Below are 14,735 nucleotides of genomic sequence, written 5' to 3' on the forward strand. Positions count from 1 at the left end.
TACTCCAAATTATATTAGGATAAGTTTTTTCTTAAACTTATATCTTAATACTAAACAAAATTAATTACGAGAAGAAAATATATTTCAAGTCTAATTTTTATTATTGATTTTTAAGACACGTTTTATTCTCTTAAGCAATGATTTCTTAGAATCATTCTCATGATAAGAATTTCCGTATAATCCATAACCATAACCATAACCATAGCCGTAACCATAATTATTATTTTTATGCTTATAGTAATTTAAAATATAACTCACATTTTTAATTTCTCCGGCTTTATATTTTGCATTTATTAATTGCAACATACCTTTTTTAGTATATCCTAATCGTATCACAAATATGGATGCATCTGCATACTGCACTAATTCTAAAGCATCAGACACCAAGCCTAACGGCGGTGTATCTAATATTATAATATCATATTTCCCTCTAAGAGTTTCTATAATATCTCTCATATTGTCACTCATTAATAACTCTGAAGGGTTTGGAGGGATAGGTCCAGAAGGTATAATATCTAAATTTTCAATATGTGTTTTATGTGTTATTTCATCTAAAGTACTTTGACCAATAAGGTTATTCACTACACCTACATCATTAGTAATTCCAAAATCACCAAATATTTTAGGTTTACGTAAATCCACACCTAGTAAAATAGTTTTTTTTCCTGATAATGCATATACTGTGGCTATATTTATAGAGCTGAATGTTTTTCCTTCTCCACTAACTGATGATGTTATCATTAGTGTTTTTCCGGATTTTATATCTTGCTTTTTATAAAAGAATTGTAAACTCGAACGAATAGCTCTAAATGCTTCTGATATTGAAGATTTTGAGTTTTCATAAACAACTAAATTATTATTATTTGGTTCTTTACCTATAAGTCCCAAAATTGGAATTTTAGATAGACGTTCTACTTCATTAACATCACGAATACTAGTGTCCAATAAAAACACAATAAATATTAATAACATAGGTCCTAAAATCCCTCCAGCTAAGGCTATAATTTTATTAAGCCTTTTATCTGGGCCTACTAATCCTCCACCAATATCTTTAGCTTCATCTACTACAGTAATATCAGAGATATTAGCGGCCTTAATTATTGAAGCTTCACTATGTTTTGCTAAATAAACATCATAAGCTTCTTGACTAATATTAAGTCGTCTTTGAATTTTAAGGTATTGTTGTTGATCTTCTGGTAAGGCACTTAATTTTACTTGTGCGTCTCTTATATTTTTATCTAAAGAACTTTGAGTTGTTCTTATAGTTCCTTTAGTAGATTTAATAATCTCTATTAGTACATTTTTTTCCGAATCTATTTGTTTATCTAAACTATTAAATAAAGCTGAACTCTCCCTAGTTGTTGATTCTAAGTTTTGGCGTTCTACTGCTAAAGAAACTATTTTTGTTACACTTGCCGATATATTCCCTTCTTCAATGCCAACAGTTGTTGGAGCAGTAATTTTGGTATAATCTGTTTTTGTGTTTAAATAGTTTTCTAAGTTTTCTAAATACTGAAATTTTACATTTTCTGATTCTTTATTTTTTTGCAATTCTCTTAACTGTTCCGAAACAATTAACATCTCATCATCAATATTCAGTACTCTTTTTTGTCTTCTAAAATCATTTAATTCGTCCTGAACATTTTGCAAACTATCATCTACAGCAGCAATACTGCGTTCTATAAATTCAATAGTTCTAGTTGCATAAATATTTTTTTGCTCTAATTCCGATTTACTAAAAATTGCAACTGTAGCATTTAAAAAATCTACAATTTTTGCTTTATTATTTCCAGACATCGATAATTTTAATATGGAAGATGCTGTTCTCGAAAAAGGAGCTATAGTCACTCTATTTCTATAACTACCAACAACATTATCAAAATTTAAAAATTTAATAAAATACTCTTCATTAGGAGCAACAGTTCTATCTTCTCTTAACTTAAGTTTCGCATTAAAAAAAGGCAGTTTAACATCTTCATCAATTGAAAATGTTTCTTTAAATTCCCCTAAAGAAACCGAAACAGATTGCCTAGATTTATCCCCATAGGATTGAGTTAATACCTTATTTGATTCAAAATTTATAGAAATTTCATATTGCGTCTCACTAATAAATCTAACCTTTATAAGCTTATTTAAAATTTGCCCTTTAGATTTATCAATTTCTAAATAAAAAGGGGCTGCCGTGTATATTTCATCTTTCCTATATTTCCCTTCTTTTAAATATTGCACATAATATTCTAATGAATCCACAACAGCTTCATTATGAGTTCTAGTTCTAAGAGCAGTTATAATACGTCCTGTCTTTCCTGAAACACCACCCCAGTTAAAGGAAATGCTTGTATTTGCCGAAAAAAACGGGTTCTGATCATTCTCAATAGAGATCAACGTATCTAATCGGTATACATTTTGCTTACGCACATTAGCATAATTTGCTGCAAACAAACCTATTACAACACACAATACAATTAACCACCAATAATTTAATACTTTAAAAATGTATCCTTTTATGTCAAAAGTAAAACCTCCTCCTGGCTCTCTTTCTCCTTCATACTCATCTAGTTCATTAAAACTCATTTTTTAAAATCTATTAATTATCAATATTGATGTGGTAACCAAAGAAACAATAGAAAAAATAGTAGTCAATGTCTGTATACCATTTGTTCCAGTTCCCCATGATTTTTGTTTTAAAGGTTGTACTGTAATGATATCATTTGGTTGTATATAATAATAAGGAGAATTTAGTATCTTAACATCCGTAAGGTCTAGATGGTGTATTTTTTGACCTTGTGGGTATTGTCTAATAATTAATACATCTTTTTTATTTCCTGTTATTGGTATCTCTCCAGAATTTGCAATTGCTTCAAAAATATTTACACGATCTTGGTATAATGTTCGTGTTCCTGGGCTCCCAATTTCTCCATTTACAGTATAACGAAATCCAGAAAGTTTTACTGTTACAAATAAGTTAGCAGCTTCTTTAAATTCTTTTTCTAATAATTGTTTTTTAATAAGCTCTTCAATTTCTTCAGCAGTATATCCTAAAACATTTAACTTCCCCAATACAGGCATTCTTATATTACCATGTAAATCCACTGTAAAGCCCTCTGTATAAGCTCGTTCTACACCACTAGCATTTAAATTACCATCTCCAGTAGGGTTTAAAATAGTAACGAGTTCTTGTCTAGAAGCTTTTACTCTAATATCCAATATATCACTAATTTGAATACGATAAGGCTTTTGTTTTTCAATTAATGCTGGAGCATCAGTATTTGTATTATTTTCATTTAAATACTTAGTATCTTTATAGGGAACACAGGAGGTAATTAATAAACTTATAATTATGCCAAATCTGATAATGAATTTATTCATATTGAGGCGGGATTGTTTTCACACAAATATAACTTTTACACAGGAATATCAAAACTAATCTGTGATTTTTTGGTTATTTATACGTTATTTGCAAAAAAGACCTTTTGAACTATTTAACAGTAGAAAATATCTCTAAATCATATGGTGAATTAACGCTATTTGAGAATATTTATTTTAGCATCCACAAAGATCAAAAAATAGCTTTTGTAGCTAAAAACGGTTCTGGAAAAACATCTATATTAAATATACTTTCTGGTAAAGACGAATCTGACACAGGGCAAATTGTTTTCAGAAAAGGCCTTAAAACAGCATTCTTATCTCAAGAACCTGATTTAAAACCTACATTAACCATAGAAGAAACCATCTTTAATTCTGATAATCCTATTCTTGAAGTTATTAATACTTACAATAATGCATTAATTAATCCTGAAGATACTGATGCTTATCAAAAAGCATTTGAAGAAATGGAGCTTCACAATGCTTGGGATTTTGAAACTCAGTATAAACAGATTCTTTTTAAACTAAAATTAAAAGATCTCGATCAGAAAGTGAGTAATTTATCTGGTGGGCAAAAAAAGCGTCTAGCACTTGCAAATGCACTTATAAATAAACCTGACTTACTAATTTTAGATGAGCCAACCAATCATCTAGATTTAGAAATGATTGAATGGCTCGAGCATTTTTTTGCTAAAGAAAACATGACTCTTTTTATGGTAACTCACGATCGTTATTTTTTAGAGCGCGTATGCAATGAAATTATCGAATTAGATCAAGGTAACATCTATAACTATAAAGGTAATTATTCTTATTATCTAGAAAAAAAAGAAGAGCGCATTGAGCGTGAATCTATAGAAGTTAATAAAGCTAAACAACTCTATAAAAAAGAGCTAGGCTGGATGAGAAGGCAGCCAAAAGCACGAACAACAAAATCTAAATCAAGAATTGATGATTTTTATGAGATTAAAGAACGTGCTCACAAACGTCGTGAAGACCACGAAGTACAGTTAGAAATAAATATGGAGCGCTTAGGTAGTAAAATACTTGAGCTTTATAAAATCTCTAAAAAATTTGATGAAAAACAAATTCTAAACAAATTTGAATATGTTTTTCAAAAAGGAGAACGTATAGGGATTATTGGAGAAAATGGCACAGGAAAATCTACATTTTTAAATATATTAACGGGTAATATAGTTCCAGATTCTGGTAAAGTTATTTTAGGTGAAACCGTTAAGTTTGGCTATTATACTCAAAATGGAATTACAATAAAACCTGAGCAAAAAGTAATTGATGTTGTTCGTGAGTTTGGAGATTACATTCCACTAAAAAAAGGGCGTCAAATTAGTGCTCAACAATTACTGGAACGTTTTCTGTTTGATAGAAAAAAACAATACGATTTTGTCGAAAAATTAAGTGGAGGTGAACGCAAGCGTTTGTTTTTATGCACTGTATTAATTCAAAATCCAAATTTTTTAATTTTAGACGAACCTACAAACGATCTGGATATTGTAACCCTAAATGTTTTAGAAAGCTTTTTATTAGATTTCCCTGGCTGCTTAATAGTCGTATCTCACGATCGTTATTTTATGGATAAAATTGTAGATCACCTTTTCGTATTTAGAGGGCAAGGTATTATTGAAGATTTCCCAGGAAACTACAGTGATTTTAGAGCCTATGAAGACAGTTTAGAAAAAATAAGTTCTAATAAAGTCGAAAAGACAGAAAAAAAGCAATGGAAAAAAGATGATACTCAAAAGTTATCTTACAATGAGCAAAAAGAGTTAAATAACATCGAAAGCAAGTTAAAATCATTAGCACACGATAAAAAAGAACTGGAAGCTAAATTTAATGACCCTTCACTCACTCAGGATGAGATTACAGAACTCTCAAATAAGTTACAAGTTATCATTGATGATATTGAAACCAAAGAAGAACGTTGGTTTGAGTTATCTGCCAAGTTAGAGTAAAATGGAACGCATTTTTGCATACATAAAATTTTTACTTAGATCTAAAAATCAACATGGTGTTCACTCCCCTTTTGTTTACGATTTAATTACTAAGTGTTTTTATGACAGTAAAAAATACGCCCCTTATTTTCAATTAAAAAAATACAGACAATTCTTATTACAGAACAAAAACACTATTTCTGTTACCGATTTAGGAGCAAATTCTCGTGTTATGAAAGATAATACAAGGGTTATTTCTCAAATTTCCAAAAATGCCGGAACAACCTATAAAAGAGCAAAGTTATTATATCGATTAACCTCTTATTTTAAATTCAATACCGTTTTAGAATTAGGAACTTCTCTAGGGATGGGTACACAAGCCATACATTTAGGAAATTCAAAAGCAGCTATTACTACTATTGAAGGTTGCCCAAATACTTCTAAAGAAGCTATAAGTAGTTTTAAAATATTTAATATTAATAACATTAATTGTATTACTGGAGATTTCAATAGAGTTATAAAAGAGCTGACTACAAATACTTATGACTTTATTTTTTTTGATGGCAATCACCAAAAGGAAGCAACTTTAAATTATTTTGAAACCCTATTACAAACTATTCATAACGATTCTGTATTTATTTTTGATGATATTTATTGGTCTAAAGAAATGACAGAAGCTTGGGAAGAGATAAAACAACATCCAAAAGTAAGTGTTACTATAGATACTTTTTTTTGGGGATTTGTTTTTTTTAGAAAAGAACAAGAAAAAGAACATTTTACAATTAGAATATAAAAAGTTATCTACTTTTATTTTCAAAAATCAAGGCACTTTATCAGTAAAAATAGCTTAAAAAACGTTTAACTTTAATTTTTAACTTTTAACTTGCGTAGCATGAAGGTTTACACAAAAACAGGAGATAAAGGAACTACTGCATTATTTGGCGGAACACGTGTTCCTAAACATCATATCCGTATAGAAAGCTATGGTACGGTTGATGAGTTAAACTCGTACATAGGTTTAATTAGAGATCAAGATATCAATCCTGATTATAAAAAAATACTTGTCGAAATTCAGGATAGATTGTTTACTGTTGGTGCTATTTTAGCCACCGATCCAGAAAAAGCTATTTTAAAGAGTGGGAAAGAACGCTTAAATATTCCTAAAATATCTGATGAAGATATCACACTTTTAGAACAGGAAATGGATATGATGGAAGCGCCTTTACCTCCAATGACACATTTTGTACTTCCAGGTGGGCATCAAACGGTGTCATTCTGTCACATAGCACGCTGTGTGTGCCGTCGTGCCGAACGTTTAGCTACTGCTTTAAATGATATCGAACCCTTTCAACCTAATACTTTAATGTATTTAAATCGCCTATCCGACTATCTATTTGTATTGGCACGAAAATTGTCCAATGACTTACAAGCAGATGAAGTAAAATGGATTCCTAAAAAAAATTCGTAAACATTTATCTTCTAAAAGAATAAACATTGCAAAAAAAATAGTTTTGTTCTAAAATGCAGATCGAAGCTAACGTTCTTGAAAATAATGATTAAATAATTATTTTTTTACTTGCATATTTAAACTAAAAAATTATTTTTGCAAAAAATTAAAATAAGTACAAAATGTATTGGACATTAGAATTAGCATCTTTTTTAAGTGATGCGCCTTGGCCAGCAACTAAAGACGAATTAATAGATTATTCTATTAGAACTGGAGCCCCCCTAGAGGTTGTAGAGAATCTTCAATCTATTGAAGACGAAGGAGATTCATATGATTCTATCCAAGAGATTTGGCCTGATTACCCTACAGATGAAGATTATCTCTGGAATGAGGATGAATATTAAATACAAGCCATTAAAAAATAATTAAAAGTCTCATTAGAGGCTTTTTTTGTGCTTCATTTTTTCTGATAACACTGTAACAAACATTATCTTTGACATCCTATTTGTTAAAGAGTAAAATAAACATATATAATGAGTTTTTTAAATTCAGTACTTAAAGTATTTGTTGGAGATAAATCCAAACAAGATGTAAAGGCACTTTCGCCTATAGTTGAGCAAGTAAAATCTTTTGAAGCAAATCTAGAAAGTCTATCTCACGATGAGTTAAGAGCAAAAACTATAGAATTTAAATCTAAAATAGCTGAAGGCAGAAAAGTTTTTGAAGACGAAATTCTTAAACTTCAAGAAGAAGCAGACACTATTGAAGATATAGATAAAAAAGAAGACATCTATCAAAAAATTGATAGCCTTAAAGACGATTCATATAAAGCAACAGAAGAAGTATTAAATACCATCTTACCAGAGGCATTTGCAGTGATTAAAGAAACTGCAAAGCGTTTTGTAAATAACACCAGTATTACTGTTAATGCTAATGCTTTTGATCGTGAGATCTCTGGAGGTAAAGCTTATGTAAATTTAGATGGAGATAGCGCTACTTGGGCAAACTCATGGGATGCTGCGGGGAAAGCTATTATCTGGGATATGATACATTACGATGTTCAGCTTATTGGTGGTTCCGCAATGCATCAAGGTAAGATTGCCGAAATGCAAACAGGTGAAGGTAAAACTTTAGTAGCTACACTTCCTGTGTATTTAAATGCACTTGCTGGTAAAGGAGTACATTTAGTAACCGTTAACGATTATCTAGCTAAACGTGATAGTGCATGGATGGCACCTATTTTTGAGTTTCATGGACTGAGCGTAGACTGTATTGATTATCACCAACCAAACTCTGAAGGCAGACGTAAAGCTTATGAAGCAGATATTACTTACGGAACCAATAATGAATTTGGTTTTGATTATTTGCGTGATAATATGGCACATTCGCCAGACGATTTAGTACAACGCCCACACCATTACGCTATTGTAGATGAGGTAGATTCTGTATTAGTTGATGATGCTCGTACGCCACTTATTATTTCAGGACCTATCCCTCAAGGCGATCGTCACGAATTTAATGAGTTAAAACCAAAAGTTGATGATATTGTTTCTGTACAACGCCAATATTTAACAGGTGTTTTAGCAGAGGCAAAAAAGCTAATTGCAGCTGGAGATACTAAAGAAGGAGGGGTACAATTACTACGTGCATATCGTGGTATTCCTAAAAACAAAGCACTGATAAAGTTTTTAAGTGAAGAAGGGATCAAACAATTACTTCAAAAAACTGAAAATGCTTATATGCAGGATAACAATAGAGAAATGCATAAGATCGATGCAGAACTTTATTATGTTATTGATGAAAAAAATAATCAGATTGAATTATCAGATAAAGGTGTAGATTATCTTTCCGGGAAAGATGATCCCGATTTCTTTGTAATGCCTGAAATGGGTATTGAGATTGCTAAAATTGAAGCACAAGGCCTTTCGGCAGAAAAAGAAGCTGAGCTTAAAGAAAATTTGTTTCGTGATTTTGGAATTAAATCCGAGCGTATCCATACTTTAAATCAGTTATTAAAAGCTTACGCATTGTTTGAAAAGGACAATCAGTACGTTGTTATGGATAACAAAGTAATGATTGTAGATGAGCAAACTGGTCGTATTATGGATGGACGTCGTTATAGTGACGGATTACACCAAGCGATCGAAGCTAAAGAAAACGTAAAGATTGAAGCTGCCACACAAACCTTTGCTACGGTAACACTTCAAAATTACTTTAGGATGTATCGCAAGTTGTCTGGTATGACGGGTACTGCGGTAACAGAAGCAGGTGAACTTTGGGAGATCTATAAATTAGATGTGGTAGAAATTCCTACCAACCGCCCTATTGCCAGAGATGATCGTGAAGATTTAGTATATAAAACTAAGCGTGAAAAATATAATGCTGTAATTGATGAAGTAACAAAACTATCACAATCTGGTCGTCCGGTACTTATTGGTACCACCAATGTGGAGATTAGTGAGTTACTTGGCAAGATGTTGAGTATTCGTAAAGTACCACATAACGTCTTAAATGCAAAATTGCATAAAAAAGAAGCAGATATTGTGGCAGAAGCTGGTAAACCAGGGCAAGTAACTATAGCTACCAATATGGCTGGTCGTGGTACCGATATTAAATTAATAGATCAGGTTAAAGATGCTGGTGGATTAGCCATTGTGGGTACAGAACGTCACGATTCGCGTCGTGTAGATAGACAGTTACGTGGTCGTGCTGGTCGTCAGGGAGATCCGGGAAGCTCGCAATTTTATGTGTCTCTAGAAGATAATTTAATGCGTTTATTTGGTAGTGAGCGAATTGCGAAAATGATGGACAGAATGGGATTAAAAGAAGGCGAAGTAATTCAGCATTCTATGATCTCTAAGTCTATTGAGCGTGCACAGAAAAAAGTAGAAGAAAACAACTTTGGAGTACGTAAGCGATTATTAGAGTATGATGATGTGATGAACGCTCAACGTGAGGTAGTATACAAACGACGTTACCATGCTTTATTTGGAGATCGTTTACGCGTAGATCTTGCTAATATGATCTACGATACTTCAGAAGGTATTGCGCAAACCAATAAAGATGCTAACGATTTTAAAAATTTCGAATTCGAATTAATTCGTTATTTCTCGATGAGTTCTCCAATTACAGAAGAAGAGTTTGGGAAACTTAGCGAACAAGATATCGCTTCAAAAATTTATACAGCAGCATTTGATCATTATAAAGAAAAAATGCGTCGTAATGCAGAGATTGCATTCCCTGTCATTAAAAATGTATACGAAACACAGCGTAATCAGTTCCAACGTATAGTAGTACCATTTACAGATGGTATTAAAAGTTTACAAGTAGTTACCGATTTAGAGAAAGCTTATGAAACTAATGGTAAGCAATTAATTACCGATTTCGAGAAAAACATCTCATTAGCCATTATTGACGATGCCTGGAAAACACATTTACGTAAAATGGATGAGTTAAAGCAATCGGTACAATTAGCGGTACATGAGCAAAAAGATCCTTTATTAATTTATAAGTTCGAATCGTTCGAGCTGTTTAAACAAATGATCGATCAGGTAAATAAAGATGTGATCTCTTTCTTATTTAAAGGGGAGTTACCACAAGAAACCACAGATACTATCCAGGAAGCTAGAACTAGACGTAAAGAAAAGTTAGAAACGACTAAAGAAGAGATTCCTAATATGGATGAGCGTTCTGCACAAAGTAGAGCTGCTGGCGGTAATACACAAGCGCAACAAGTGGTAGAAACTATTGTACGTGATAAACCAAAAATTGGGCGTAACGATCGTGTTACCATTAAAAATGTGATGAATGGTGAAAATAAAACCCTTAAATACAAACAAGCAGAACACTTAATTGCTAAAGGTGATTGGGTTTTGGTTGAAGATTAATTAATTCTTGCGAAAGCAGAGATCCTATAAAATAAAATCCTGATAGCAACAAATATGCTATCAGGATTTTTTCTTACATTTAATAAAAATATCTGTAATACACATATAAGAGATATATAGTTACTAAAGTAACTATATATCTACGTTAGGCAACATATGAAACCAACAAAACGCAAATGAAAAAACAATTATTTACTTTAATAATTCTATTAGCCTCATTCTTAACTTTTGCACAAGAAAAATTTGAACCAACAATTCTAATACTTCCCCCAAATGAAACAAAGTATGAGAAATCATTCAAGAAAGAAATAGCAGAATACAACAGCAGTATTGAAAAAAACAACAATACTTCAGAAACAGAATCTTATCTTAATTCTGAAGATTTTTTATCACAACCCGAAAACATTCGAGAGATGATAAAAAGTGAAATAGAATTTACTAAAAACATAGATTTTTTTAAAAATGCAAGTTCTATTTCCGAACAATTTTTAGCATATCGTTTTTTTGAAAAATTCCCAAATCTATTAATTATTCTAAAAGACAAAAAAAGTGATGGTTCTTTAAATAATTTAAAAAGTATATCCGAAAATGAGAAATTTCAGTATGTTCTTAATTTCTCAAAAATTGAGTTGTACAAACAAAATGATGTTGGTTATGCCAAAATCAAAATTGAACTATTTGACAACATATCAAACTCTATAGTTTTAGATAAATCTTATATTGGAGATTGGAATAATCCAGGATTTGAGTTTGCGTGTACTAATGAATCAATTAACTGTACAATTAACAATGCTTTGTCGAAAGCATTGAACGATATTATTTACACAGTTGCAATTAACAGTCCGACATTAAAAAAAGAAAAACAATTAAGTCAAGAAAGATTTAATATTCTTTCAAATGAATATTTAAGAAAAGAGTTTGATGAGCAATTTTTAAAAACCATTTTATCTAACAATAATGATAAACCTTTTCAATTATTGCTAAATGCTGACGAAACAAAATTTGTAGCTTTTTTTATTGAACAAGTCTCTTCTCAAGATTTTAAAGGTTTAACTAAAAATAAGAAAGATAAAAACGTAAAAATCATTTCACCAAATGACATTAAGGACAAGAAGTTTCTCGAAGAAATTCCAAGAACATATGCTTACATTATAAAAGCTGTGAAATACAATGATAAATGGTATTATGAAAAATCAAAAGTTACTTATTTTCAAGCAAACTCAATAAATGAAGGACAAGAACAATATTTTAATAATCTTCAACAATGGAATTTTTTCAAAGAAAATTCAACAGAATTAAATCCTGACTTTTGGGAAACAAATTTATTTGAAAAAGTCCCTGATTTAAAAAAAGACCCAGATTGGGATAAATATGGAGAATCGATATGGAAAACTGATGAAGTTAATAATCGAAATTACATTGGATTATACGAAATTGTTGCTGACTCTTTAAGAAAAGAGAAACAATCAAAAAACACTGCTTTTGAAGAAAAACTAAATAAAAACATTTTTAACCCTGCATATGAAATTTTAAAGAAAAATAATCCTAACAATTATTCAAAATTATCTGTTCATTCTTTAATATATTCAGAAAACAGAGGTTTAGCAATTAATCCTGTGTTAGTAACCGACAAGGAAGGAATTAAAAAACTTCACTATTTCTTGGCTTTTAATGATTCCCAAAAATTATATGAATGGAACTATTTTGAGCCTGTAACTATTAAAGGTAATTTATTTGGAAGCAAGGTTGTTGACCAAATTGGTTCTGTAACCGAATGGAATTTTTCCGTTGACAATCTAAATGATGACAAATTTTGGAATCAATATGTTTTACTAAAACAAGGAAGTGATTATAAATATTTAAAGGAAATAAAAAAATAAAGCCAGCTGGTAACAACGTGTATAAGCCATTACTTGGTCAGAGCTACTTTGGAAAATTCTTGCGGATTTTCCAACTGAGTTTTGTACTTGGATTGGTTCACGCTAAACCACGCAACGGCTCATACACAAACCGTTGTAACCAATGCGAAAATCCTAAATGGTAAGAATATATTTTGATAAGCAGATTTTTAGTCATCTCTTCAAACAAGAGAAAAGTCAATATGTCAAATTATTAGAAAAAATAAGAATTCAAAAAGCAAGTTTATTTTGTTATTCTCATGCTCATTTACTTGATTTAAAAAACGATAAAACAGATATAAAATATTCAGAGTTAAAATTTATCGATTCCATTGTGAATGATAATTATCTCTCTTACCACGCAATTGAAAAAAAGACATCTTGTTATTTAGCAAGACCTTTAGAGGCATTCGCTGATGTTGAAAATGAAACAGATCACATTGACTTCTCTAGTTTGTTTGACTTTGACACAAGTAATTTAAATCCTGAAGAATTAGAAAAAATTCAAGCTGCAAAAACCTTATTAACCGAAACTAAATTAGATTTTAATTTCCCTGGACTTGAAAATATGGATTCAGAATTATCTGATCCATTAAAAAACATTATTCCAGTTGGAGAAGAACCAATGTCAATAATGCAATGGGGCGAAAAGTTTTTAGGGATGGTAAATAATATGAAAGAAGATAAAACCATTTATAAGGGTTTAAGAAATCTCACTGATAAGCATATTAATAACGGGAAATTTACAATTGAATATGATGAAATCGATTTTAATGAAGACCTAAAAGATTCTCAACTTCAAAAAACTTTTACTGAATATGTAAATAGTAATCTAAATCCCAATGGTGATAAAGAAATTTCAAAATATGATTTTTTTAATAATGCCTATTTTACTCTAGATATATTAGGGATAAGCAAAGAACCATCAAAAAGTGTAAGATTCAATAATATGCTAAATGATGGAATTCACAGTTATTATGGAGCTTATTGTGATTGTGTAGTGTCTGATGACCAAGGTTTTCTTAAAAAGACAAGAGCGCTCTACAAACTACTTGGAATTGACACAAAGGTTATGCATGTGGATGATTTTATAAAGTCATTTGATTTCATTGTAGAAAAAGAAGAAAAAGACCAAATAGCTTTCTCTAAACTATTAATCAATGATTTAAAAAATGGTTTAGTAATTGATTCATACAAATCATTAGATAGAAATAGAGAAACTGAAACAATTAAACCTGTTCATCACTATTTAGGATTTTTTAATAGAATAGATAAAATTCATGAAGATGGAAGAAACTATTTGTATTTCTATCGAATAACTAAGAATTATTCGAAGTTCACTTTCATCCGAGAATATGAATTAGTTGTTAATAATGCAATAGAAATCTTTGGAACTGATATGTATTTCAAAGAAAAATTTGAATGGGAAAAAGAGAAAGATTTAATTCAATCAGGAAATTGGCAAGGTAGAACTTGGGAATTTGATAGCTATACTCTAAAAATTGAGTGTAATAAAGGTTCTGGCGATTTAAGTATATTGATATCAATAAATTAAAAATGCACAGGCTACAACAACGTGTATAACCAATTGCTTGGTTTGTGTGTACTCGGAAAATCCTAGCGGATTTTCTATTCGGTTTGTATTTGCTAACTTAGTACCAACACAACCTAACATACACAAACACAATGTGTGTAAATCACAAAAAATAATAAAATAGCAATTCAATGAAACAAAACGGATCTGTTATAATTCCAACCATGAGATACAAAGATGCCCCAGCAGCTATTGAATGGCTCTGTAATGCTTTTGGGTTTGAAAAGCATTTGGTTGTGCCAGGTGCAAATGAAACTATCACTCATGCTCAGTTAAGTTTTGGTAATGCTATGATCATGCTAGGGTCTGAAAATGATAGCGAATATGATAAATTCGTCAAGACACCAAAAGACTTAAATGGAATTAATACACAAACTCCGTATATTATTGTTGAAGAAATTGATGACCATTATAATAGAGCAATTGCAGCTGGAGCAACAATAATTTTAGATATAAAAGATCAGGATTATGGTGGTCGTGGCTACAGTTGTAAAGATCCAGAAGGATATATATGGAATTTTGGCTCATACAATCCATGGGCATAATAAAAAATTAAAAGCTTACACACAAAAAAAGCTATAAACCTATTATCGCCTT

Annotated in this window: 10 protein-coding genes; 8 read left to right on the plus strand and 2 right to left on the minus strand. The window is 30.8% G+C overall.

The window, feature by feature from the left end; all coding sequences use genetic code 11:
* Positions 1–90: 90 nt before the first annotated feature.
* Positions 91–2,574 (minus strand): polysaccharide biosynthesis tyrosine autokinase, encoded by a 2,484-nt coding sequence (locus tag D1817_13015; protein ID AXT20765.1) that lies wholly within the window; start codon positions 2,572–2,574, stop codon positions 91–93.
* Between the two features lie 3 nt (positions 2,575–2,577).
* A complete protein-coding gene (locus D1817_13020; protein AXT20766.1) occupies positions 2,578–3,369 on the minus strand; it encodes a sugar transporter in 792 nt (263 codons plus the stop codon).
* A 104-nt stretch (positions 3,370–3,473) separates the two neighbouring features.
* Here D1817_13020 and D1817_13025 point away from each other — a divergent pair, with 104 nt between their 5' ends.
* The 8 genes from D1817_13025 (at position 3,474) to D1817_13060 (ending at position 14,683) form a co-directional block, all read left to right on the plus strand.
* On the plus strand, positions 3,474–5,333 hold the full coding sequence (locus D1817_13025; GenBank protein AXT20767.1) for an ABC transporter ATP-binding protein: 1,860 nt from the start codon (positions 3,474–3,476) through the stop codon (positions 5,331–5,333).
* Between the two features lies 1 nt (position 5,334).
* Complete coding sequence (locus D1817_13030) at positions 5,335–6,105, plus strand: class I SAM-dependent methyltransferase (protein ID AXT20768.1); 771 nt, start codon at positions 5,335–5,337, stop codon at positions 6,103–6,105.
* A gap of 99 nt (positions 6,106–6,204) precedes the next feature.
* Complete coding sequence (locus tag D1817_13035) at positions 6,205–6,780, plus strand: cob(I)yrinic acid a,c-diamide adenosyltransferase (GenBank protein ID AXT20769.1); 576 nt, start codon at positions 6,205–6,207, stop codon at positions 6,778–6,780.
* Positions 6,781–6,941: 161 nt separating this feature from the next.
* The gene (locus D1817_13040; protein ID AXT20770.1) at positions 6,942–7,163 is read left to right on the plus strand and encodes a DUF2795 domain-containing protein; all 222 of its coding nucleotides are present in this window, start codon (positions 6,942–6,944) and stop codon (positions 7,161–7,163) included.
* A gap of 129 nt (positions 7,164–7,292) precedes the next feature.
* Positions 7,293–10,646, plus strand: coding sequence for a preprotein translocase subunit SecA (gene secA / locus D1817_13045; GenBank protein AXT20771.1), 3,354 nt, complete (start codon positions 7,293–7,295; stop codon positions 10,644–10,646).
* Between the two features lie 176 nt (positions 10,647–10,822).
* Entirely contained in the window at positions 10,823–12,526 is a 1,704-nt protein-coding gene (locus tag D1817_13050) for a hypothetical protein (GenBank protein AXT20772.1), read from the plus strand.
* A gap of 157 nt (positions 12,527–12,683) precedes the next feature.
* On the plus strand, positions 12,684–14,099 hold the full coding sequence (locus D1817_13055) for a hypothetical protein (GenBank protein ID AXT20773.1): 1,416 nt from the start codon (positions 12,684–12,686) through the stop codon (positions 14,097–14,099).
* Positions 14,100–14,269: 170 nt separating this feature from the next.
* Positions 14,270–14,683, plus strand: a complete 414-nt coding sequence (locus D1817_13060) for a glyoxalase (GenBank protein ID AXT20774.1) — start codon at positions 14,270–14,272, stop codon at positions 14,681–14,683.
* Positions 14,684–14,735 lie beyond the last annotated feature (52 nt).

The organism is Flavobacteriaceae bacterium, assembly GCA_003443635.1.
Taxonomy (GTDB): Bacteria; Bacteroidota; Bacteroidia; order Flavobacteriales; family Flavobacteriaceae; genus AU392.